Annotated in this window: 22 protein-coding genes; 13 read left to right on the top strand and 9 right to left on the bottom strand. The window is 61.1% G+C overall.

The features are described 5' to 3' along the window. Together L598_RS03180 and puuE are read right to left on the bottom strand one after the other, a co-directional pair. On the bottom strand, positions 1–822 hold the full coding sequence (locus L598_RS03180; protein ID WP_144860370.1) for a bifunctional allantoicase/(S)-ureidoglycine aminohydrolase: 822 nt from the start codon (positions 820–822) through the stop codon (positions 1–3). Positions 823–833: 11 nt separating this feature from the next. Further along, positions 834–2,270, bottom strand: a complete 1,437-nt coding sequence (gene puuE / locus L598_RS03175; protein ID WP_144860304.1) for an allantoinase PuuE — start codon at positions 2,268–2,270, stop codon at positions 834–836. Between the two features lie 349 nt (positions 2,271–2,619). On the opposite strand from puuE, the gene uraH reads away from it, so the two are divergent. The 4 genes from uraH to xdhC are packed head-to-tail and all read left to right on the top strand — an operon-like array spanning position 2,620 to position 7,675. Beyond that, positions 2,620–2,985 carry a hydroxyisourate hydrolase gene (gene uraH / locus L598_RS03170; RefSeq protein WP_144860302.1) on the top strand — a complete coding sequence of 122 codons (366 nt, stop codon included), beginning with the start codon at positions 2,620–2,622 and terminating at the stop codon, positions 2,983–2,985. 60 nt (positions 2,986–3,045) lie between these two features. Next, complete coding sequence (xdhA, locus tag L598_RS03165; RefSeq protein WP_144860300.1) at positions 3,046–4,524, top strand: xanthine dehydrogenase small subunit; 1,479 nt, start codon at positions 3,046–3,048, stop codon at positions 4,522–4,524. After that, positions 4,521–6,872, top strand: coding sequence for a xanthine dehydrogenase molybdopterin binding subunit (gene xdhB, locus L598_RS03160; RefSeq protein WP_144860298.1), 2,352 nt, complete (start codon positions 4,521–4,523; stop codon positions 6,870–6,872). The genes xdhA and xdhB overlap by 4 nt, the downstream gene beginning before the upstream one ends. After that, on the top strand, positions 6,869–7,675 hold the full coding sequence (gene xdhC / locus L598_RS03155) for a xanthine dehydrogenase accessory protein XdhC (RefSeq protein ID WP_144860296.1): 807 nt from the start codon (positions 6,869–6,871) through the stop codon (positions 7,673–7,675). The genes xdhB and xdhC overlap by 4 nt, the downstream gene beginning before the upstream one ends. A 20-nt stretch (positions 7,676–7,695) precedes the next feature. Here xdhC and L598_RS03150 read toward each other — a convergent pair whose 3' ends face one another. Beyond that, positions 7,696–8,616: a LysR family transcriptional regulator gene (locus L598_RS03150; RefSeq protein WP_144860294.1), complete on the bottom strand. Its 921-nt coding sequence runs from the start codon at positions 8,614–8,616 to the stop codon at positions 7,696–7,698. Between the two features lie 143 nt (positions 8,617–8,759). Here L598_RS03150 and L598_RS03145 point away from each other — a divergent pair, with 143 nt between their 5' ends. From L598_RS03145 to L598_RS03135, 3 genes are read left to right on the top strand one after another with little or no spacing between them, the layout of a single operon-like run. Next, positions 8,760–9,974 carry a urate hydroxylase PuuD gene (locus L598_RS03145; protein WP_144860292.1) on the top strand — a complete coding sequence of 405 codons (1,215 nt, stop codon included), beginning with the start codon at positions 8,760–8,762 and terminating at the stop codon, positions 9,972–9,974. Then, positions 9,971–11,290 carry a guanine deaminase gene (gene guaD / locus L598_RS03140; RefSeq protein ID WP_144860290.1) on the top strand — a complete coding sequence of 440 codons (1,320 nt, stop codon included), beginning with the start codon at positions 9,971–9,973 and terminating at the stop codon, positions 11,288–11,290. The genes L598_RS03145 and guaD overlap by 4 nt, the downstream gene beginning before the upstream one ends. Before the next feature lie 24 nt (positions 11,291–11,314). Then, on the top strand, positions 11,315–12,577 hold the full coding sequence (locus tag L598_RS03135) for a glycerate kinase (RefSeq protein WP_144860288.1): 1,263 nt from the start codon (positions 11,315–11,317) through the stop codon (positions 12,575–12,577). Between the two features lie 51 nt (positions 12,578–12,628). Here the strand turns inward: L598_RS03135 and L598_RS03130 are convergent, their stop codons facing one another. The 4 genes from L598_RS03130 to L598_RS03115 all read right to left on the bottom strand — a co-directional run bounded on the left by L598_RS03130 (position 12,629) and on the right by L598_RS03115 (position 16,166). Then, positions 12,629–13,249: a UdgX family uracil-DNA binding protein gene (locus L598_RS03130; protein ID WP_144860286.1), complete on the bottom strand. Its 621-nt coding sequence runs from the start codon at positions 13,247–13,249 to the stop codon at positions 12,629–12,631. 54 nt (positions 13,250–13,303) lie between these two features. Further along, positions 13,304–14,278, bottom strand: a complete 975-nt coding sequence (locus L598_RS03125) for a WD40 repeat domain-containing protein (RefSeq protein WP_144860284.1) — start codon at positions 14,276–14,278, stop codon at positions 13,304–13,306. A 7-nt stretch (positions 14,279–14,285) separates the two neighbouring features. Continuing rightward, positions 14,286–15,347: a GTP-binding protein gene (locus L598_RS03120; RefSeq protein WP_144860282.1), complete on the bottom strand. Its 1,062-nt coding sequence runs from the start codon at positions 15,345–15,347 to the stop codon at positions 14,286–14,288. Between the two features lie 75 nt (positions 15,348–15,422). Next, positions 15,423–16,166 (bottom strand): creatininase family protein, encoded by a 744-nt coding sequence (locus L598_RS03115; protein ID WP_144860279.1) that lies wholly within the window; start codon positions 16,164–16,166, stop codon positions 15,423–15,425. A 116-nt stretch (positions 16,167–16,282) separates the two neighbouring features. Here L598_RS03115 and L598_RS03110 point away from each other — a divergent pair, with 116 nt between their 5' ends. The 5 genes from L598_RS03110 to L598_RS03090 all read left to right on the top strand — a co-directional run bounded on the left by L598_RS03110 (position 16,283) and on the right by L598_RS03090 (position 20,457). Further along, complete coding sequence (locus tag L598_RS03110; RefSeq protein WP_144860277.1) at positions 16,283–16,762, top strand: MarR family transcriptional regulator; 480 nt, start codon at positions 16,283–16,285, stop codon at positions 16,760–16,762. Positions 16,763–16,900: 138 nt separating this feature from the next. After that, the gene (locus L598_RS03105) at positions 16,901–17,794 is read left to right on the top strand and encodes a DMT family transporter (protein WP_246658606.1); all 894 of its coding nucleotides are present in this window, start codon (positions 16,901–16,903) and stop codon (positions 17,792–17,794) included. Positions 17,795–17,858: 64 nt separating this feature from the next. Next, positions 17,859–18,878, top strand: a complete 1,020-nt coding sequence (locus L598_RS03100; protein WP_144860273.1) for a LacI family DNA-binding transcriptional regulator — start codon at positions 17,859–17,861, stop codon at positions 18,876–18,878. A gap of 92 nt (positions 18,879–18,970) precedes the next feature. Then, complete coding sequence (locus L598_RS03095; protein WP_144860271.1) at positions 18,971–19,954, top strand: 2-hydroxyacid dehydrogenase; 984 nt, start codon at positions 18,971–18,973, stop codon at positions 19,952–19,954. Positions 19,955–20,055: 101 nt separating this feature from the next. After that, positions 20,056–20,457: a hypothetical protein gene (locus L598_RS03090; protein ID WP_144860269.1), complete on the top strand. Its 402-nt coding sequence runs from the start codon at positions 20,056–20,058 to the stop codon at positions 20,455–20,457. Between the two features lie 6 nt (positions 20,458–20,463). Here the strand turns inward: L598_RS03090 and L598_RS03085 are convergent, their stop codons facing one another. After that, complete coding sequence (locus L598_RS03085) at positions 20,464–21,237, bottom strand: gamma-glutamyl-gamma-aminobutyrate hydrolase family protein (RefSeq protein ID WP_144860268.1); 774 nt, start codon at positions 21,235–21,237, stop codon at positions 20,464–20,466. A 232-nt stretch (positions 21,238–21,469) separates the two neighbouring features. On the opposite strand from L598_RS03085, the gene L598_RS03080 reads away from it, so the two are divergent. Then, a complete protein-coding gene (locus L598_RS03080) occupies positions 21,470–22,558 on the top strand; it encodes a TRAP transporter substrate-binding protein (protein ID WP_144860266.1) in 1,089 nt (362 codons plus the stop codon). 81 nt (positions 22,559–22,639) lie between these two features. Here the strand turns inward: L598_RS03080 and L598_RS03075 are convergent, their stop codons facing one another. Then, the gene (locus L598_RS03075; protein ID WP_144860264.1) at positions 22,640–23,278 is read right to left on the bottom strand and encodes an exopolysaccharide biosynthesis protein; all 639 of its coding nucleotides are present in this window, start codon (positions 23,276–23,278) and stop codon (positions 22,640–22,642) included. Between the last annotated feature and the right edge of the window lie 4 nt (positions 23,279–23,282).

Below are 23,282 nucleotides of genomic sequence, written 5' to 3'. Positions count from 1 at the left end.
TCAGCCCAACTTCGCGTGCCGGTTGACGTCCTTGTAGAGAAGGTAGCGGAAAGGCCCCGGACCGCCGGCATAGCAGGCCTGGGGGCAGAAGGCGCGTAGCCACATATAGTCGCCAGCCTCCACCTCCACCCAATCCTGGTTAAGCCGATAGACAGCCTTGCCTTGCAGCACATAAAGGCCGTGCTCCATCACATGCGTTTCGGCGAAAGGGATGACTGCGCCGGGCTGCAGGGTAACGATGGTCACATGCATGTCGTGGCGCAGGTCGGCCGGGTCGACGAAGCGCGTCGTCGCCCACCGACCTTCCGTATCGGGCATGGGCGAAGGCTCCACTTGCGCCTCGTTGACGAAGAAGGCTTCCGGCCTCTCGATCCCTTCAACAGCCTCATAGGCCTTGCGGATCCAGTTGAAGCGCACAGGCTTGTCGGCATGGTTGCGGACAGTCCAGTCACTGGAAGGAGGAATGAAGGCAAAGCCTCCTGGCTTCATGATCTCGCTTCGGCCGGCAAGCGTAACCGTGAGTTCGCCTTCAAGGATGAAAAGGACGCCCTCGGCCTGCGGGTCGGGCTCCGGTCTTTCGCTTCCGCCGCCGGGCGCCACTTCCAGGATGTATTGCGAGAAGGTCTCGGCAAAGCCGGAAAGCGGCCGTGAGATGATCCAGGCGCGCGTCTTCTCCCAAAAGGGCAGATAGCTTGTGACGATGTCACTCATCACTCCCTTCGGAATGACGGCATAGGCTTCGGTGAATACTGCGCGGCCGGTCAGTAACTGATCCTGAGGCGGCAGGCCGCCATGCGGCGCGTAATAGCTGCGGGCGGGCATGGTGGTGTCCTTCACTGGGGCAGGATCTCCTTCAGCCGGAGCAATGCGATGTGCTCCACTTCCTTGCAGGCCGTTTCGAATTCGGTCTCGCGGTTGTTCTCGATGCGGCGTTCGAATGCCGAAAGGATCTCGCCTTTGGTCTTCCCGCGCACAGCGACGATGAAGGGAAAGCCGAACTTCTGCACATAAGCCTCGTTCAGCTCGGTGAATCTTTCCCGTTCGACATCCGTCAGTGCATCAAGGCCGGCTGAAGCCTGTTCCCTGGCAGATTCCGGCGTCAGGCGTTTCGCCTGGGCGAGCTTGCCGGCCAGATCCGGATGAGCCGTCAACACTGCGAGACGTTCTTGCTCGCTGGCCGCGCGGAACATGCGGGCAAGCGCATTGTGAAGGCCGCCGGCGGAGTCGTGTGCCGGGCCTAGCTCGAGTTCGAAGGCCCGTTCGGCAATCCAGGGCGAATGCTCGAAAATGCCGCCGAAATGCTTCACGAAAGCATCGCGATCCATCCTGCTTGGCCGCAATTCGCGCGACTGGTAGGGGTGATGCTCCATCCAGTGCCGGGCAATATCGATGCGCCGCGCCAGCCAGACTTTATCGTGGCTCTTCACATAGTCGATGAAGCGCTTGAGAGCGGCGGCCCTTCCGGGACGTCCGACAAGCCGGCAGTGCAGCCCGACGCTCATCATGGCCGGTCGACCGGCTTCCCCTTCTTCACGGAGCGTGTCAAAGGCATCTTTCAGATAGGCAAAGAACTGGTCGCCCGAATTGAATCCCTGCGCAGTAGCATAGCGCATGTCGTTGGCGTCGAGCGTATAGGGGATGACGAGCTGCGGCGTGATGGCGTTGCCGTGCCCGTCATGGTCGAGCCAATAGGGCAGGTCGTCGTCATAGGTGTCGGAGATATAATCGAAGCCGCCTTCTTCGGCCGCGAGCCGGACCGTGTTGATCGAACTGCGGCCGAGATAGAAGCCGCGCGGACGCTCGCCGGTGACTTCCCGGTGAAGCCGGATCGCCTCGGCAAGCTGCTTGCGCTCCGTGTCGGGATCCAGATCCTTGCACTCGATCCATTTGTAGCCGTGAGATGCGATTTCCCAACCAGCCTCCTGCATGGCCGCTACCTGATCCGGCGCGCGCGCAAGCGCAGTCGCGACGCCATAGACGGTGACGGGCACGCCGGCCTGGGTGAACATGCGGTGCAGCCGCCAGAAACCGGCGCGCGCGCCATATTCGTAGATCGATTCCATGTTCCAATGGCGCATGCCCGGCCATTGCGCGGCACCGACGATCTCGGACAGGAAAGCCTCGGATGTCGCATCGCCATGCAAAATGCAGTTCTCGCCGCCTTCCTCGTAATTGACCACGAACTGCACGGCCACATGCGCTCCGCCCGGCCAGTCGGCATTCGGCGGATTGGCGCCATAACCGCGCATATCTCTGGGATATCGCTTCATGCTTTTCCGATCCTGGTGGTCCGATTCCGACATTTGCTACCCGTTTGTGGACCTGCCTGAGCAAATGTCGGAATCAAAGGACCACTAGCCAGTTATTTGATTCTAGTGGAACTTTTGAATTTGACATTTGAGCGAGTGGGTGACGGTTCAGGGACCCAAATGTCAAATTCGCTCCACTAGGACATTCTGCTATTCTCTTCCCGACGATAATCGAACGACAGGGGATCATTCCCCTGAAAAAATTTGAAACTCTTTTCGTGCCGTTTCAGATGCCGGCCCCTTATGCAGTGCCTGAAATTGCAGCACAATCGAATAGCTGGCGTCGGACAAGAACGATAAGGGAGATTTCATGCCGCATGAACAAGGCGGACGCCTGACCACCCATGTGCTGGATACTGCTTCCGGCCGCCCGGCGGCGGGCCTCAGGATCGCGCTCTACCGCATTAGCGGCAATTTGCACCGCAAGCTGAAAGAGGTGGTCACCAATGCGGACGGACGCTGCGGTGCTCCGCTGCTTGAAGGTCCCGCCTTCGAGGCAGGTCGGTATGAACTGGTCTTCTTCGCCGGCGACTATCTTCGGGCGAATGGTGCTGTGCTGCCGGACCCGCCTTTCCTTGATCAAATCCCCATTCGCTTCGGCGTGGCCGAAAACGCACATTATCATGTGCCGCTGCTGCTCTCGCCCTATGGCTATTCGACCTACAGGGGAAGTTGAGATGTCGGTAGCCTGTACGCTTTGCAGTAAGCCTGACACGTGTTTCGGAGCGGCACCCCAATGAGCACTACCCGCTCTGAAATCCGCTTTCTCCTCAACGGAGAGGCCGTCGCGCTGGCTGACGTCAGGCCCGATGAGACACTGCTCGACTTCCTGCGGCTGCGTCGCTCCATGCGCGGTACGAAGGAAGGATGCGCCGAAGGCGATTGCGGAGCCTGCACGGTGCTTGTCGGACGGCTGGCGAATGGCGACCTCGTCTATGAGGGCGTGAATGCTTGCATACGCTTTCTCGGGTCGCTCGATGGTTGTCATGTTGTTACGATCGAGCATCTGAAGCGGCCTGACGGGACGCTGCACCCGGTGCAGCAGGCAATGGTCGACTTCCACGGATCGCAATGCGGCTTCTGCACGCCTGGCTTCGTCATGTCGCTCTATGCACTGTGGATGCGCAATCCGTCGCCCTCCAATTATGCGATCGAAAAGGCTTTGCAGGGCAATCTCTGCCGCTGCACGGGCTATGAGGCGATCGTGAAAGCCGCCTGTGCTGTTTCATCCTATGGCGATGCGACGAGGGACCCGCTGAAAACCGAGCGCGCAAGCGTTCTTGCAACGCTGAAAGAGATGAAAGATGGAAAGCGTGTGAAGATCGGATCAGGCGACGAGCAACTGCTGATCCCCGCCGACGCCGATGATCTGGCGCGCATCCTCGAAGCCGAACCGACTGCAACCATCGTTGCCGGTTCGACGGATGTCGGGCTTTGGGTGACGAAGTTCATGCGTCGGATCGCGCCGGTCGTCTTTGTCGGCGGCATCGATGAGTTGCGGCGCATTTCGGTGGAGGATGATGCAATAACCATCGGCTCCGGCGTCAGCTACACCGATGCATTTGAGGTACTTTCGTCGCGCATTTCCTCGCTGGGGCCCCTGCTCGACCGCATCGGCGGCGAACAGATCCGCAATATGGGCACGATCGGGGGCAACATTGCCAACGGCTCGCCCATCGGGGATATGCCGCCGCCGCTGATCGCACTCGGAGCAAGGCTCACACTGCGCAAGGGAGACAGCCGGCGCACTGTCGAGTTGGAAGATTTCTTCATCGACTATGGAAAGCAGGACCGCCGCCCCGGCGAGTTCGTGGAGGCAGTGCATATTCCACTGCCGAAGCAGCGTGCGCGCTTTGCCGTCTGGAAGGTCACAAAGCGGCGCGACGAGGATATCACGGCCGTGCTTGGAGCTTTCAATATCTCCATCGACTCCGATGGCACCGTGACATCAGCCCGCATCGCCTATGGCGGTATGGCGGTGACACCGAAGCGGGCGCGGGCGGTAGAGGCGGTACTTGTCGGTCAGCCTTGGACAATGGAAACTGTCGAGAAGGCTGTGGGTGCCTATCCTTCCGACTTCAAACCGATCACCGATATGCGGGCCTCTGCGGAATATCGTATGCTGGTGGCCAGGAACCTTCTGAAACGCTTCTTCCTCGAAAGCGCCGATTCCGGCCGGCCATTGCAGGTGAAGCGGTATGAGGTGATGGCATGAACAAGCATGCCGCACAGGATTTGACCGCGCAAAGGATTGCCGGCGGTGTGGCGACCGACCAGCGGCATGATTCGGCCCACAAACATGTGACCGGCGAGGCCGTCTATATCGATGACATGGCCGAGCCGGCAGGCACGCTGCATGCCTATCTCGGCCTTTCCACCGTTGCGCATGGCACCATCCGATCGATGGATCTTTCCGCTGTCCGGTCAGCACCGGGCGTGGTCGATGTGCTGACTGCGAAGGATGTCCCTGGCGTCAATGACATCAGCCCAACGGGCAAGCAGGACGAGCCGGTGCTGGCGGACGGGGTGGTGCAATTCTTCGGCCAGCCGATCTTCGCGGTGATCGCCGGTACCCGCGACCAGGCAAGACGCGCCTGCGTGCTTGCCAAGGTCGAATATGACGAACTGCCCGCAGTGATCGATATAGGCGACCTCGATCCAGCCAAGGACAAGCTCGTTACCGCGCCGCTCACCCTTGCGCGCGGCGAGGCGGCCAAGGCCATCGCAGCCGCTCCAAGGCGCGTGAAAGGCCGAATGCGTTGTGGCGGGCAGGATCACTTCTATCTGGAAGGGCAGATCGCGCTTGCCATTCCCGGCGAGGATATGGATGTCACCGTGCATTCCTCCACGCAGCATCCGAGCGAGGTGCAGCACATGGTGGCGCATGCGCTCGGCGTACCCTCCCATGCGGTAACCGTGGAAGTGCGGCGTATGGGCGGCGGCTTTGGCGGCAAGGAGACGCAGGCCAACCAGTTTGCCGCCATTGCCGCCATCGCTGCCAAGCGTCTGCGTCGTGCCGTAAAAATCCGCCCCGACCGCGACGACGACATGACTGCTACGGGCAAACGCCATGATTTTGTGATCGACTACGAAGTCGGGTTTGACGACGACGGCAACATCCTCGGCGTCGACTTCACCTACGGCGCCCGTTGCGGCTTTTCGGCCGATCTTTCCGGCGCCGTGACGGATCGGGCGCTGTTTCATTGTGACAACGCTTATTTTTATCCGGCGGTGAAGGCGGTTTCCGCGCCGCTTTATACGAACACGGTATCGAACACCGCCTTCCGCGGCTTCGGCGGGCCGCAGGGGATGCTGGGCGCTGAGCGCATCATCGACGAGGTGGCTTTCGCCTGCGGCAAGGACCCGCTGGAAATCCGAAAGTGCAATTTCTATGGCGAGCGCGAGCGTAACGTGACGCCCTATCACCAGACGGTCGAGGACAATATCGTCCACAGGATCGTGTCGGAACTGGAGGAGCGTGCCGCCTATGCTCGTCGTCGGCGCGAGATCGCCGCTTTCAATGCCAACAGCGATGTGATCAAGCATGGTATCGCGCTGACGCCGGTCAAGTTCGGTATCTCCTTTACCGCCACCCATTTCAACCAGGCAGGCGCGCTGGTCCATGTTTATACGGATGGCTCGGTGCATCTGAACCATGGCGGCACGGAGATGGGGCAGGGACTCTATGTGAAGGTCGCCCAGATCGTCGCTGAGGAATTCCAGATCGACATCGATCAGGTGAAGATCACCGCCACCACGACCGGCAAGGTGCCCAACACTTCCGCTACCGCTGCCTCGTCCGGCTCCGACCTCAACGGTATGGCGGCGCAGAATGCTGCGCGCCAGATCAAGGAAAGGCTCATAGCCTTCGCCGCCGAGACGTATGGCATCGGAAAGGAGCAGATCAAATTCCTGCCCAATCGCGTGCGCATCGGCAATCATGAGGTCGCTTTCGCTGATCTCGTCCGCAAGGCCTATATGGCGCGCGTCCAGCTATCGGCCGCCGGCTTCTACAAGACGCCGAAGATCCATTGGGACCGCGACAAGGGCAGGGGCCATCCCTTCTATTATTTCGCTTACGGGGCTGCCTGTTCCGAAGTGTCGGTCGATACGCTGACTGGCGAATATATGGTGGAGCGCACCGATATCCTTCACGAAACAGGCCGCTCCCTTAACCGGGCGATCGATATCGGCCAGATCGAGGGCGGGTTCGTGCAGGGAATGGGCTGGCTGACGACGGAAGAACTGCGGTGGGACGAGAAGGGGCGGCTTCGGACCCACGCCCCCTCCACTTACAAGATCCCGCTCGCCTCCGACCGCCCTAAGGTCTTCAACGTCACGCTGGCCGAATGGGCGGAGAACGCCGAAAAGACGGTCCATCGCTCCAAGGCGGTCGGCGAGCCGCCTTTCATGCTTGCCATGTCGGTCCTGCACGCCCTTTCCGATGCGGTGGCGAGTGTCGCGGATCACCGGCTCTGCCCGCGGCTGGATGCACCCGCCACCCCCGAACGCGTGCTCATGACGATCGAACGGCTGAGGACTGAAGCCGGCAGACAGAAATGAACTCGGCATCCAATCGCCTTTCGGCCTTTCTCGATACAGAGCCTCGCCTTGCACTGGTCGAAGTCCGAGAAGCTCAAGGATCGACCCCGCGCGAGAAAGGCTCGTGGATGGTGGTGGGATCCTCGTCATCGTTGGGCACCATCGGCGGCGGACAGCTCGAATTTCTCGCTATTGCCAAGGCGCGCGAGCTGATCATTGCGAATGCCGCTTCCGGCACGCTCGACATTCCGCTGGGACCGGAAATCGGCCAATGCTGCGGTGGCAGGGTCAGTCTTGATATCTCGATCATTGATGATGCCCGGCGGGCAGAACTTCTGCGCCGGGTGGATGCCGAGGATGCGGCGCGCCCGCATGTCTACCTGTTCGGCGGTGGGCATGTCGGCCACGCGCTTGCCGCCGCGCTTTCATTGCTGCCGGTGCGGGCCATTGTCGTGGAGACCCGTGCCGAAGCGCTCGAAAGGCTGCCTCCGGAGGTCGAACGGAAGCTGACTCCGGTCCCCGAGGAACAGGTGCGGATTGCCCCGCTGCATTCCGCCTTCCTGGTGCTGACTCATGATCATGCGCTGGATTTTCTGATCGTCTCGGAGGCGCTGGCGCGCGAGGACGCTGCTTATGTTGGCATGATCGGCTCGAAGACGAAGAAGGCGAGTTTCCGAAGCTGGTATCTGAAGAATGGCGGCGACGAGAGACGCCTTGCTCGCCTGGTGACACCGATCGGCGGCAAGGCGGTTCGCGACAAGCGCCCCGAAGTCATTGCGGCCTTGGCGGCAGCGGAGGTGATGGTTGCGCTGGCTGGAAGATAAGCTCGTCGGAGCTGTTGTGATTACCGTCCTGCAAGAATGTCGCCAATCATACGCTGACAGCGTTCGGCCATGAAATCCAGGAGCAGGCGCACCTTCGGGTCCTGGAACTTCTTGTGCGGGTAAACGGCAGCCAACTTCACCGGTACAGGCGGATTGTCGGCCAGGATGACTTTCAGTCGGCGGTCCCGGATGAAAGGTTCTATCTCGAAACGCGGCTTGTTGATGATGCCGCGTCCAGCGAGCGCCCAGCCGGTGATCACGTCGCCATCATCGGAATCGAACGGGCCGCTAACCTCGAATTTTTTCGGTCCGTTTTCCGTTAGAAGCGTCCAGTAGTGCTCCCGCACGCCCGGAAATCGCAGCATCAGGCAGTCGTGACGGTCATCGATGAGCTGACGAGGCTTTGTCGGCTCGCCGCGCTTTTCGAGGTATTTCGGCGAGGCGGCCAGCACGCGTTCGCAATCCATGATGCCGCGCATGCGCAGGCTGGAATCCTCCAGCAGGCCGAGCTTGAAGGCGACGTCGATTCCCTCCTTCATCATGTCGACCTCATGGTCGGACAGCCTGAGACGCACCTCGATCTCCGGATATTTGTCGTGGAATTCGGGTATGCCGCTTGCGATGAGGCGGCGTCCGAGCCCGAGCGGCGCGGTGACCCGGATGGTGCCGCGCGGTTTGCCGGAAAGGGCCGCGACGGCGGCCTCTGCCTCGCTGACAGCCTCCAGAACCTGCTTGGCGCCCTTGTAGAACACGCTGCCCTGCTCGGTCGGTGTGAGCTGGCGCGTGGTGCGGTTAAGAAGCCGCACGCCCAGATGCCTTTCCAGTTCCTTGATACGATTGGACGCCACGGCGGGCGAAATGCGCATGTCGCGACCGGCAGCAGACAGGTTGCCGAGTTCAACCACCCGCACGAACACCGCGATATTGTCGAGATAGGCCATTCAGAACCACGTCATTTTTCGGTTCCCCTCCTAAACGGACCATTATTTTCCAGATTTTTTTGAAAGTCATCGTGCATGACTCCCCTTTCCGTTTGAATGCGAGGCCGTAAAGTCGCATCGTCGCAAGGCGAGGGACCAAGAAAATGAACGAGTTCGCGATTGCCTGGGATTGGCTGAGCTTCGGCGTGCGCTGGCTGCATGTGGTCACCGCCATCGCCTGGATCGGCTCATCCTTCTATTTCATCGCGCTCGATCTCGGCTTGCGCCAGCGGCCCGGTCTGCCCGAGGGTGCCTATGGCGAGGAATGGCAGGTGCATGGCGGCGGCTTCTATCATGTGCAGAAATATCTGGTTGCGCCGGCTGCGATGCCGGAACACCTCACCTGGTTCAAATGGGAGTCCTATTCTACCTGGCTTTCAGGCTTCGCGCTGCTCTGCATCGTCTATTATGGCGGCGCCGAACTCTATCTCATCGACCGCAATGTGCTCGACGTTTCGGTGCCGGTCGCCATCCTCATCTCGCTCGCTTCGATCGGCCTCGGCTGGATCGTCTATGACCTTCTGTGCAAGTCGCCGCTCGGCAAGAGCGATACCGGCCTGATGCTGGTCCTCTACGCCGTTCTTGTCTTCATGAGTTGGGGCTACACGCAGCTTTTCACCGGCCGTGCGGCCTTCCTGCATCTCGGCGCCTTCACGGCGACGATCATGACGGCGAATGTCTTCCTGATCATCATCCCCAACCAGAAGGTCGTGGTGGCCGACCTCATCGCCGGCCGCAAGCCGGATCCGAAATATGGCCGGATCGCCAAGCAGCGCTCGCTGCACAACAACTACCTGACGCTACCCGTCGTCTTCCTGATGCTTTCGAACCACTACCCGCTGGCCTTCGCCACGGAGTTCAACTGGATAATCGCATCGCTGATCTTCATCATCGGCGTCCTGATCCGGCACTATTTCAACACGGTGCATGCGCGAAAAGGCAATCCGCACTGGACATGGGGCGCGGCGGCCGTTCTTTTCATCACCGTCATGTGGCTATCCTCGGTCCCGAAAATGCTTACCGACGAGGAGAAGCTGTCGGCTGCCGAAAAGAACCTCATCGCCTCGGCACATTTCCCGGCCGTTCGCGATACGGTGATGGGACGCTGCGCCATGTGCCATGCGGCCGAGCCCGGCTATGAAGGCGTCCGCTGGCCGCCCAAGGACGTCGTCCTGGATACGGATTCGGCAATCGCCGCCCATGCGCGTGAAATCTACCTGCAGGCGGGCCGCAGCCATGCCATGCCGCCGGGGAATGTTTCCGGCATCACGCCTGAGGAGCGCGCATTGCTCGTCACCTGGTTCGAGGAGACGCAATGAGAAGGCTTTTCCTTCGCGGGCGCATCTTGAGCTTTCTCAGCGAACCGAAGGCTCCTGACGATCATGCCTCGTACCGATATGAGGAAGACGGTGCGATCCTGCTCGAAGGCGGGCGAATCCTTGCTGCCGGCGCATATGACGATATTGCGCACCAGGCCGGCGAAGGGGTTGACGTCGTCGATCACAGGCCGAACCTCATCCTGCCCGGCTTCATTGATGCGCATGTGCATGTGCCTCAGATGCAGGTCATCGCCAGCTACGGCGCGGAACTGCTCGACTGGCTGAACACCTATACCTTTCCGGAGGAGGCGAAGTTCCACGACACGCAGCACGGCCGTCGTATCGCACGATTGTTCCTCGACGAGATTGTGCGGCACGGCACCACCACGGTCGCGGCCTATTGTTCGGTGCACAAGGAAAGCGCCGACGCTTTCTTCGTGGAGGCATTGGAGCGAAACATGCGCGTCATCGCCGGCAAGGTGATGATGGATCGCAACGCGCCCGATGGAGTCCTCGACACGCCGCAATCGAGCTACGACGACACCAAGGCGCTCATCGCCGCCTGGCACGGCAAGGGCCGCCTGCATTACGCCATTACACCGCGTTTTGCGATTACCTCGTCACCCGAGCAGATGGATGTAGCGTCCGCGCTCGCTCGAGAGCATCCCGATCTGCATATCCAGACGCATCTGTCTGAAAATGCTGCTGAGATCGCTGTGGCGCAGGAGCTTTATCCGTCTGCGCTCGACTACACGAATATCTACGAGAAATACGGGCTGCTTGGCCCGAAGAGCCTGCTCGGGCATTGCATCCATCTGTCGGAACGTGAGGTGGATGCCATGTCGGAAACGCAGTCCGTAGCCGTCTTCTGCCCCACCTCCAATCTTTTCCTCGGCTCCGGCCTGTTCGACTACCATCGCTATAAAAGGCGGGAGAAGCCGCTCCGCGTGGCTTGCGCGACCGATGTCGGCGGCGGCACTAACTATTCCATGCTGCGTACCATGGACGAGGGATACAAGGTGGTCGCGTTGCAGGGTGAGAAGCTCAATCCGCTGGCTTCCTTCTGGCAGATCACGCGCGGCAATGCCGAGGCATTGTCGCTCGTCGATCATGTCGGTACGCTGGAGCCCGGTACGGATGCGGATATCGTCGTGCTCGATGCGAAGGCGACACCGGGGATGGCCCTGCGTATGGAAAGGGTCGGGACCCTTGCGGAAGAGCTCTTTCTCCTGCAGACACTCGGCGACGACCGCGCCGTGCGGGAGGTCTACGTCGCGGGGAGGGCAGTGAAGAATGAAGGGAAGGCCGGCGGTTGAGATCCATTTACAGGATGCTGCCGCATGATCGAGCCGCGTACTCTGTTCACTTCCCTCTTCGAAGCCGCTGTGGCCGCGGCCGACCCTACAAAGACAATCCGCAATTTTTTGCCGAAGCCGCCGAAGGGACGCACCATCATTGTCGGCGCCGGCAAGGGCGCCGCGCAAATGGCGCAGGCCTTCGAACGGGAATGGCAAGGGCTGCTGGAAGGCCTCGTTGTCACCCGCTACGGCTACGGCGCGCCATGCGAACGCATCGAGGTGGTGGAGGCATCGCACCCGGTGCCCGATGCGGCGGGGCTGGAGGCAAGCCGCCGCCTGCTTGATCTCGTCAGCAATCTGACGCCGGACGATCTCGTGGTGGCGCTGATTTCGGGCGGCGGGTCGGCACTGTTGCCGGCGCCTCCGACCGGCCTGACACTGGAGGACGAGATTGCCGTCAACAAGGCGCTGCTTTCCTCGGGTGCGCCGATCTCCGCCATGAACACGGTGCGCAAGCACCTGTCTGTGATCAAGGGTGGCCGATTGGCCGCTGCTGCGCATCCGGCGCGCGTTGTAACCCTTGTCGTCTCGGATATTCCCGGCGACGATCCTGCCCTGGTCTCCTCGGGGCCCACCGTTCCGAATGCGGCCAGCCGCGAAGACGCGCTTCGGATCGTCAAGACCTATGGTCTCGATCTCCCGCCTGCCGCCATGCGCCATCTGGAATCGCCGGAGGCCGATGCCCCGTATCCGGATGATCAGCGTTTCGCCGGCAACAAAGTGCATGTCATCGCATCGGCCGCCGTCTCGCTCGAAGCGGCCGCCGCGGAAGCGCGGCGGCAAGGTATCGAGGCCGTGATCCTTTCCGACGCCATCGAGGGGGAGGCCCGCGAAGTGGGCTCGGTCCATGCGGCCATCGCGCGTGAGATAGCGCGGAAGAACCGGCCCTTCGCAAAACCGGTCGTGATGCTTTCAGGCGGCGAGACGACCGTGACGATCCGTAAGAAGGGCGGGCGCGGCGGACGCAACACGGAATTCCTGCTCGCCCTAGCGCTCGGCATAGACGGTATTGCGGGTATCCATGCCTTTGCTGCCGATACGGATGGAATCGACGGCTCGGAAGACAATGCAGGCGCCTTTGCCGACTTCACAACTGCTTCGCGGCTGCGCGAGGCAGGGCTTGATCCGAAGGCACTCCTCAACGGACATGACGCCTGGGCCGCATTCCAAGCTTTGGGCGATCTCTTCGTTCCGGGACCGACGGGAACAAATGTCAACGACCTGCGGGCGGTGCTTGTTCGGTAAACCCGGCACCGACGACATCAGAGCGAGATGATCCCATCTGAGTTCATCTCGCTAACCCTTCATCAGCTCCTTCACCTTGCGCATGTCCTTTGCGAACCGCTCGCGCTCCCGCTCTTTCTCGGCTGCATTGGGAATGCGCAGCAAATAGGAGGGGTGAACGGTGATGAGAACCGGAACGCCCTCGGCGCTTTCCACGACGCTGCCGCGCAGTCTGGTGATCGGCACCTGCTTTCCGGTCAGGGCCCGTGCTGCGGTCGCGCCCAGGGCGACGGCCACGTCCGGCCGGATGATGGTCAGTTCCTGGTCCAGCCACCAGCGGCAGGCGCGGATTTCACCCGCATTGGGTTTGCTGTGGATGCGCCGCTTGCCACGCGGTTCGAATTTGAAATGCTTCACGGCATTGGTGACATAGGTCTTCTTCCGGTCGATGCCTGCTTCCTCGAGGATGTTGTCGAACAGCGTCCCGGCCGGCCCCACAAATGGGCGCCCTTCGATGTCCTCCTTGTCGCCCGGCTGTTCGCCTACGAAAACCACCCTTGCCGAGCGCCGGCCTTCACCGAAGACGGTCTGCGTCGCGTTCTTGTAGAGATCGCAGCGTGTGCAGCCCTCCGCCTCCTCGCGCACCGTTTTCAGGGTCTTGGACCGCGCTTCCTTGTCATCCTGGGAAATCATGGAAATTCTCGCTGCCGGCACAAGCGGCCGCGGGCCGAAAAGTTCCCAAGATATTCAGGCCGAAATGTCGATCACGCCGCAATCGCCGGCTTCCGTGCCGAAGGCGAGGCGGCGGCCTTCGCGGTCCCAGGCCATGCTGGTTATGGCTCCCTTGCCGGGCCGGCGCAGCAAGACCTCCTTCTCGTCGGCGAAGCGGGCCGCCAGCACCATGCCGTCCGTATAGCCGATGGCTGCTATGTCGTCTGTAACATGACAGGCAACCGACGTGACCATCTGGTCGCCGCGCGTGCCGAGTTCCAGCGGCGCCTTGCCCATCGGGCCGTCCTTGCCCTGAAAAGGCCAGACGATTGCGGCTGGGGCTCCGGAGCTTGCCAACCAGCGGCCTTTCACGCTCCAGGATATGCTCTTCACCTTGGCCGGGTAACCGGTCATGCGCATATGGCGACCGTCGGAGAGCTTCCAGCCATGCAGCGCATTTTCCTGCATGGTGGTGACGAGAAATTCACCGTTGGGCGAGAAGGTGATGCCGGTATGCGCTCCGGCCCATTCGAGTTCGGTCGGCTTGCCTTCGGTTGCCGGAAAATGCAACGTTGCGCCGTTGTAACGGGCCACGCCCAGGCGCATTCCCTTCGGCGCGAAGGCCAGTCCTTCCACCGATCGCGGATGATCGAACTGGCGGGTGTTCCCGTCCGCAAAACGGACATAGGCGGCGCGTCCGCTGGCATAGGCGACCGCACCTTGCGGTCCCGATGCAACGCTGCTGATCCATTTGCGACCGAGTTCGGCGAACTGCACCGCTGTCCCGTCGGAAGCGACCGACATGACCTTGCCGTCCTCGCCACCGGTGATCAACGTTCTGCCGTCGAGGTCTGTAACCGCGCAGAGCAGCCCATCATGCGCTTCGACATGCTTGTGGCCGTTGTCGAGACGGTGGACTATCCCGTCCGCAAGCGCGAAATGGGGAATGTCGGAAAGCCATGCGACGGCCACGCAGTGGCCATCGAGATCGAGCGGGGCAACGGTTGGCATTCTTTCGTCAGGCCGCCTGGCACGCCTCGAAGGTGCGCTTCAGCCGCTCGGCGTCGAGGTCGCGGCCAATGAAGACAAGACGGCTTTCATGCTTCTCATTGTCCTTCCACGGTCTCTGATGGTCGCCCTCGATGATCATATGTACGCCCTGCACGACATAGCGTTCCGGATCATCCTTGAAGGCAATGATGCCCTTCAGCCGCAGGATGTTCGGGCCGTCCATCTGGGTCGTTTTCTGAATCCAGGGAAAGAACTTCTTCGGGTCCATTTCGCCGGCGCGTAACGAGATCGAATTTACCGTCACGTCGTGAATGGCCGAAAGCTCGCCGTGATGATGGTGGTCATGTCCATCATGATCATGGTGGTGATGATGGTCGTGATCGCAGTCCGGCCCGCAGACATGGTCCGGATGATCGTGGTCGAGGAAGTGGGGATCGTTGTCGAGCGCGCGCTTCAGGTCGAATGCGCCACGGTCGAGAACCTCGTCAAGCGATATGCCGGCGCGCGTGGTGCGATGGATGCGTGCGGAAGGATTGATGGCACGGATCATCGCTTCGACCTGGGTCAACTCCTCCTGGCTGACGAGATCCGTCTTGTTGAGCAGAACCACATCGGCAAAGGCGATCTGGTCCTCGGCCTCCTTGCTGTCCTTGAGCCGCAGCGGCAGATGCTTGGCATCGACCAGCGCCACCACGGCGTCAAGCCGCGTCTTGGCGCGCACATCATCGTCCATGAAGAAGGTCTGCGCCACCGGTGCGGGGTCGGCCAGCCCGGTGGTTTCCACGATGATGGCGTCGAAACGGCCGGGACGGCGGGTCAGCCCTTCCACGACACGCACGAGATCGCCGCGCACAGTGCAGCAGACGCAGCCATTGTTCATCTCGTAGATTTCCTCGTCGGATTCCACGATCAGGTCATTGTCGATGCCGATTTCGCCGAATTCGTTGACGATGACGGCATAACGCTTGCCATGATCCTCCGAGAGGATGCGGTTGAGCAGCGTGGTCTTGCCGGAACCGAGATGGCCGGTCAGCACCGTGACCGGGATTTGCGTCTGTGTATCGGCCATGAATTCCCTCGCGGGCGGTATGTGATGAATATGGCTTCCATATAGGCCGGCACATCCGAAATTGCACGACCCGCTTCACGCCAGCCGGGACATATCGAAGCGATCGACGTCGACCAGAAGCTCGATGAAGCCGGCAACGGCATTGTCGAGGATCTTCTCGCCGGCGTCGGCGGTGGCGGCAGCAGCGTTTCCCGCCACTCCTTCCTTGGAGAGGTCACGCATCATCCAGCCGAAGGCATGTGGCCCGTAGGCGCGCAAATGCTTGAATTCGCGACTGAAATCCTCCTGGTTGGAGGGAAAGTTCCGGGCCTTCGCCATATCGACCAGATCGGGCCGCAGCGCCAGCATGACCGAGGTCTCGATCAGTCCGCCATGAATGCCGAACGCCTTTTCCTCTGCAGTCACGATTTCGTCAGGATAGCCGAATCGCGTCCAGCTCGTGGCGACCGCCAGCATTCCGAAACGCGCTCTCAGTTCCGTCGCCACGATCGTCATCAGGGGCGAGTTGCCGCCATGGGCGTTGAGCATGACGAATTTGCGCGTGCCGGTCCTGAAGAGGCTCTCGCCGATGCCGATCCAGCGTCGGATCGCATCGTCATAGGCAAGGGTTTTCGTGCCGGCGACATCCGAATGTTCAATCGAATAGCCGACTTTCTCGACCGGAAGGAAATCGATATTGAGGTCGGCGGGCAGTTTTGCCTTTGCGCGCAAGGTGATAGCCTCGGCGATGATGGCATCCGTCTCGAAGGGCAGGTGCGGTCCGTGCTGCTCGGTTGCGCCGAGCGGCAGGACGGCAATCTTTTCCGGCCGTGAAGGCATGGGCGGTTTCCGTGTCATCAGATTGACATGCCGTTCTGGCATTGGCGCGATTGTGCCGGCAAAGTTATCGTGCAGCATGGGCATCAGGCAAGGTGCCGGAACAAAGGAGGGCCTGCATGACGAAGACTGCCAAGGGCGCGGTTATCGGTCGACTCCAATCGGCGGCCCGGCTATCGCGCACTTCGCTCGCAACACGCCTTCTCAGCCTGGGGCTCTATGCAGGGCAGGATCAGATCATGCTCGCGCTTGCGAGTGAGGATGGGCAGACACCAAGTCAGCTCGCCACAAAGCTGGGCGTGCGGCCGCCCACGATCACAAAGACGATCAACCGGCTAATGGCCCAGGGATTTCTCGAAAAGCGGGCGTCGGATCAGGATGCGCGCCAGGCACATGTCTTTCTGACCGAAACCGGCCAGGAAGCAATCCGCGCAATCGAGAAATCGGTGCGTCGAACCGAAAAGCAGGCATTGAAAGGGCTCGATAAAAAAGAGCAGAAGGCCTTGGCGAAGCTTTTGCGGCGCGTCGAGACCAATCTTTCCCAGAATGGCGAGGAGCAACTGCCCGACGAAAGCGAGGCGGAAGAAGAGGCCGCCTGATCGTTCCCTTATCCGTATTGGAATTTGACTTGCAAGGCCTCGCCGACTCGCGGAAAGAAGGCCTGACATCAACAAATCCGCGCCCGGAGCGTGAGTAAAATCGACAGACCCACCGAGAGCGCAACGCCGGGTTCGGCAATCGCGCTCGTCTTCGCAGCCGGCTTCCTTTTCTCCTGTCTGGACACCAGCGCGAAATATCTGGTGGGGACGGGTATGGCCGCACCTTTCATTGCATGGATGCGTTTTGCCGTGCATCTGGTGCTGGTGCTCTTTTTCCTGCGCACCTGGAGAAGCCATCTTGCCTTCAGGACCACAAGCCTGCCAATGCAGGTGCTCCGCGGCGGCTTCCTGTTCGGCTCCACCATATTCAATTTCTTCGCTTTGCAGACATTGCAGCTTGCCGAAACGGTATCCATCGCCTTTTTCGCGCCCATGGTGACCACCGCGCTGGCAGGGCCGCTTCTGGGAGAATGGGCGGGCTGGCGGCGCTGGAGCGCAGTTCTGGTCGGTTTCGTCGGCGTGCTGATCATCACGCGTCCGGGTTTCGGTGTTTTCGGCATTGGCTATGTTTTCTCTCTTTGCTCGATGCTCAGCTATGTCTTCTATGTGATCATGACGCGAAGCATGGGGGCGAGAGAGACGGCCGAGAGCCTGATCTTCTATTCGGCGCTGACGCCGGTCATCCTGATGCTGCCGATCGTGCCGCAATATGCTTCATTGCCAGCCGAGCTGTGGCATTGGACGATTCTGCTGGCCCTTGGCCTGTTTGGCGGCCTCGGTCACTATCTGCTGATCCTGGCCTACAGGCAGGCCACGACCCACGCTCTGGCGCCTTATCCCTATCTGCAGATGGTCTGGATGATTGCTTTCGGTTACTTTGTCTTTGGCCAGTTTCCCGATGGCTGGACGCTTGCGGGCGCGGCGGTGATCGTGGCCAGCGGTCTCTACATCGTGCATCGCGAACACCGCCTGCGGGTCAGGACCCGTGCCGCGCCCAATGCCGAGAACGAGACGCTGGCAAAAAAGCTTTGACCCTTCGGGCTCGGTGCCATAAGGCGGATTTAAACTGTTTAGACAAGTCCGCGGAGGGGAAGCCCTGGCGCAGAAGATAAAGCTCTCGACGATCGCCGAGGCCTTGGGCGTCTCGACCGCCACCGTTTCGCTGGCACTGCGTGACAGCCCGCTGGTGGCCGATTCCACACGCGAGCGCATCAAGGAACATGCGCGCGAGATCGGCTATATCTACAACCGTCGTGCCGCCAGCCTTCGCACATCCCGGTCCGGGATCATTGGCGTCGTAGTGCACGACATCATGAACCCATTCTTCGCCGAAATCCTGCGCTCAATCGAAAGCGAGCTCGACCGGTCGCGGCAGACATTCCTGCTGTCTAACCACTACGACCAGCTCGAGAAACAGCGCACCTTCATAGACACGCTGCTGCAGCTCGGCGCCGATGGTGTCATCATGTCCCCGGCGATCGGCACGCCGCCTGAGGATATCCGCATGGTCGAGCAGAACGGTCTGCCCACCGTTCTCATCGCCCGCAGCGTCGAGGGCGCCAATGTTCCCGTATTTCGCGGCGATGACGCCTACGGCACGGGTCTCGCCACCAATCACCTGATCTCCCTCGGCCATACCCGCATTGCCATGATCGGCGGCACCGATCAGACCTCCACCGGCCGGCATCGCTATCAGGGCTATGTGGCGGCAATGGAAAAGGCAGGGCTGGAAGTCCGGCCCGAATGGCGCTTTCCCGGCCCAAGAACCAAGCAGGCGGGATTTGAAGTTGCCGGCGAGTTCCTGGCGGCCAAGGACAAGCCGACCGCGGCCGTCTGCTGGAACGATCTCGTCGCCATTGGCCTGATGAACGGCATTGCGCGGGCGGGGCTGGTTCCGGGCATGGATATTTCGGTCACCGGCTATGACGATCTTGAAGAGGCAGCCATTGCCACGCCCGCGCTGACGACCGTATGGAACGGGCAGCGCGAAGTGGGGCGGCGGGCGGCGCGCGTCCTTCTCGATCGGCTGAACGGTGCCGAGGTCAATCTGACGCAGGAGCTTATCCGGCCGGAACTGCATATCCGCCAATCGACCGGCAAGCCGCAGGAGCGGTAGCCTCGAAACGGCCGGACTGTGTAAACATCCGACATGCTTAGCCTTGCGAGACGCGTTCCGGCTGCCTAGGCTGGAAGAGCATCTTCAAAGGGATGACGATCTTGAGACAGTCAGCAAATACCATCCTTGTACCCGGAAAGCTCCTTCCTCATGCGCTCGGGCGCCTGGAGGAGAACTTCAGCGTGATCCGTATCGAGCGTTCGGATCCGGATTTGCTTAGCCCCGAGGCGGCGGAAAAAGTGGCTGGAATCGCTGCCATGACTGTGGTTGATGCCCGCCTGATCGATGCGCTGCCCAATCTTGAGATCATAGCCAATTTCGGCGTCGGTTATGATGCCGTGGATGCCAAGCATGCGGCTTCCAAGGGCATCATGGTCACCAACACGCCCGATGTGCTGACCGATGAAGTGGCCGACCTGGCCGTCGGTCTGCTCATCAACACCGTCCGCGAGCTGTCGAAGGCGGAGGCTTGGCTCCGGGCGGGGCGCTGGGCAGGCGAGGGGCCGTATCCGCTGACAAAAGGGACGCTGCGCGGCCGCAGCATCGGTATATTCGGCCTCGGGCGCATCGGCATGGCCGTTGCGCGAAGGCTCGAAGCCTTTGGCCTGCCGATCAGCTATCATAACCGGAACAAGGTGGAGGCCTGTCCGTATACCTATCATCCGACGCTGCTGTCGCTGGCGGAAGCCGTCGATACGCTGATCTGCGTGGCTCCCGGCGGCGCCGCCACGGAGAAGGTCATCGGGCGGGAAGTGTTCGAGGCGCTGGGGCCGAACGGTATTTTCGTCAATGTCGGCCGTGGAAGCACAGTGGACGAGGAAGCGCTCGCCCAGGCGCTTGCCGACGGGACGATCCTTTCAGCCGGGCTGGATGTCTTCGCCAGGGAACCGCATGTCCCGGAAAGCCTCCTGCGGGTCGACAACGCCTGCCTTCTGCCGCATGTAGGGTCTGCCTCCGTGCATACCCGCCAGGCAATGGGCGACCTTATGGTCGATAATCTGATAAGCTGGTTCAATGACGGGAAGGCTCTGACACCCGTGCCTGAATCGGTCGGAATCGCGCGGCGCTCCGCCTGATAAGGAATCCGTTAACCATAATCGCCACATTCTGCTCCTAAGGAACGGGCAGGCCGCAGCAAAAAGCGGCAGCCAAGCTCAAAACAAAAGGGGCAGAAAAGATGCGCTTGTTGATCGCGACCGTCGCCGCCGTTGGTTTCATCGGCGCCGCGGCAGCCGTCACGTCGGCACCGGAGGACGGCGGTTCGACCGTATCAGCCGTGAAGGAAGCGTCGGCGCCTTCGCGCTATCGCGTCGTCGCGGTCGGCCAGGAAGGCACCTGTGCCGTTACCAAGGGCGAGGCCCTTTCGGACAGACTTGCGGAACTGTATGTGGAAAGGACCTGTTCGACAGTAATGCCGGGCCTCGAGCAAGCCCGCTACTGGCGCGAAGCCAGTGACGGTTCCGTCACTTTCGCCAAGGCCGATGGCGGCGCCGTGCTGGAATTCTCGGTCGCCGACGGCGTCGCCTATGAGACGTTCCGGCCTCACGCTCCGCTGGTTTCGCTCGTTGCCATGCGGTGAGCGGGGCTATTCCGCTGCCGCTTTCATGGCAAGGCGGGCGGCGGCGTGCGCGCGCACGGCTTCGCCGAAAGCCTTGAAGATGCGGCCGGACGCCTGGTCGCTCTTTGCCCAGTATTCAGGATGCCATTGAACGCCCATGGCAAAGGCTCGGGCATTCCTGACCGAGACGGCCTCTACGGTTCCATCACTCGCCACGGCCTCAACCTGAAGATTTGATCCGAGACGATCGATGGCTTGGCGGTGCACCGAATTGACCATGACCTCGCCCGGTCCCAAAACATCGGCGAGACATGAGCCGGCTTTTATCGATACGGGCTGGCGGATGGCGAATCGCTCGTCCTGGCTTGGGCTCTCCGGTGCCCGATGGTCCAGCATACCCTCGCGCTCCTGGATTTCGGTCGCCAGCGTGCCACCTAACGCCACATTCAGTTCCTGTATGCCGCGGCAGATCGCAAGCAGCGGAATGCCCTGTTCAATGGCCTTGCGGATGAGCGGAAGGGTCGTGGCATCCCGCCTCGGATCGTAGGGACCGTTCTGCTCGCTGCGTTCTCCGCCATAGAGCTCCGGATCGACATTAGACTTCGAGCCCGTCAGCATGACGCCGTCGACCGAAGCCAGGAGGCTGTCGAGGTCGAGCCGGCCGCCGAAGGAAGGGACGAGGACCGGCAGCACGCCGGCGGCGGAAATCGCGGCTTCGAGATACTGCTCCGGCGTGGAGTGCCAGAGATAGTTCTCGAATTGCTTCGTATCGGTCGAGACGGCGACCAGAGGCTGTAGCATTGCTTTCGATCCTGAAAGGGCGGTGCGGGCACCGATCCACGGCTACATCTATGCCTGATGCGGGTCGTTTGCCAATCTCACATCGCACAATGTCGTCAGGCCTGCCGCAGGCAGATGGGATTGGACTTGCGAAATCCAGCATGTATTGATACGGCCCGGCTTCGGGGGAGGATGACAGGTTTGCGTCCATCCGCTCGTACGCTCTTGGGATCCAAATATGGGAGGTAACTCAATGGATCGTCGTTCATTCATGAAGAAGGCTGGCCTCGCCGGCGCCGGCGTGGCCGCGCTCGCGGCACCGGCAATCGCGCAGGGCAACCAGACCTGGCGCATGGTCACCACGTGGCCGAAGAATTTTCCCGGCCTCGGCGTAGGTGCACAGCGTCTTGCTGATCGCATCACGGCTGCTTCCGGCGGACGCCTGACCATTCAGGTCTATGCCGCCGGTGAACTTGTTCCGCCGTTGCAGTCGCTCGATGCCGTCATCGACGGCTCGGCGGAAATGAGCCATGGCGCGGCCTACTACTGGCAGAACAAGAGTGCTGGCCTCAGCTTCTTCACCGGCGTGCCTTACGGCATGACCTCGCGCGAGCTTACTGCCTGGGTGCGGCACCTCGGCGGTCAGGAAATCTGGGACGAGATCTATGATCAGTTCGGTGTGCAAGGCTTCCTGTCGGGCGATACGGGCACGCAGGCCGGCGGCTGGTTCCGCGATGAATTGACGGGCGTCGATTCGATCAAGGGCATCCGTTTCCGCACTCCGGGCCTGGGCGGCCGCGTATGGGAGAAGCTCGGCGCGACCGTCACCAACATGGCCGCAGGCGAAATCTTCCAGGCTCTGCAGTCCGGCACGCTTGACGCTGCGGAATTCGTCGGTCCCTACAATGATCTGGCGCTTGGCTTCTATCAGGTCGCAAAGAACTACTACTTCCCGAGCTTCGTCGAGCCGGGCCTTGCGACCGAACTGGTGGTCAACAAGGCGAAATATCAGGAGCTTCCGCAAGACCTGCAGGCGCTCATCAAGGATGTCTGCCAGGCCGAATACGACCAGGTCGCTTCGGATTTCCAGGCCAATGATCCGCGCGCGCTCAAGACCCTGATCGACGAGCACGGCGTGAAGGTTCAGCAGTTCCCGGATGACATTCTCGAAGCGGGCGCAAAGGCATCCGCCGAGATTCTTGCCGAGCTGCGCGATTCCGGTGACGAGTTGACCAAGAAGACGACCGAGAGCTTTATCTCGGCGCTCGAGATCGTTCGTCAGAAGACCGAAGGAACCGACTCTCGCTTCATCGCCGCTCGCGAGAAGTACTTCAAGCTCTGATCGCCGAGAGCAGGTCTATGAAAAGCCCGGGTTGCGCCCGGGCTTTTTGTATCTGGCAGAAATGCAATCGACGGGATAGATCTATCCGCCGAACATCGAGGCGAGCCCGCGGCCAGCGGCGACAGCCGCATAAGCCAGAGCCGAGAAATAAACGATCGTGGCGATCGTCATCCCATAGCCCGCAAGCACAAACATGCCGTCCCGTTGCGCGATGCCGATCGCCAGGAACAGGATGCCGAAAGCCGGCAAGGTGTTCGAGAAGGGCACCAGCCCCAGCGGAAACATCAGAAGAACCCCGCCGAGAATCAGGACAAGGCCGTTGATGCGGTTGATCGCCGCTCCCTGTGCGAGCCCCGGCAGACGAGGGCGGATGACGCCCTCTATCTTCTGGATGATCCCGGCTCCCTTCCGCAGCGTCGGCACCAGCTTCTCGGCGTCGATCGGCCGTTCGGTGATCTTCTTCGGCAGCCAAGGGGTCCGGTTCAGTGTGATGCCGACGCTGATCAGGATGATTGCGAGGCCGAAGACCGTGCTTACTCCCGGGATAGAGACGGGAAGGAGGAACGGTAACGTAAGGATGGAGCAAAGCAGGAGAAGGCCCTGTTCGCCGGTCAGCTCGACTATCTCGCCCAGCGTCACGACGCGGCCCTTGATGGCATCGATCGTTTCCTCGATCGTTTCGCGAAGAGACTGGTAGGTATCGTCAAATCTGACCGACACAGGA

Source organism: Mesorhizobium sp. J18, from assembly GCF_007829525.1.
Lineage (GTDB): Bacteria > Pseudomonadota > Alphaproteobacteria > Rhizobiales > Rhizobiaceae > VLJP01.
The sequence above is the reverse complement of the archived record's forward strand: the minus strand, read 5'-3'. Positions and strand labels throughout refer to the sequence as shown.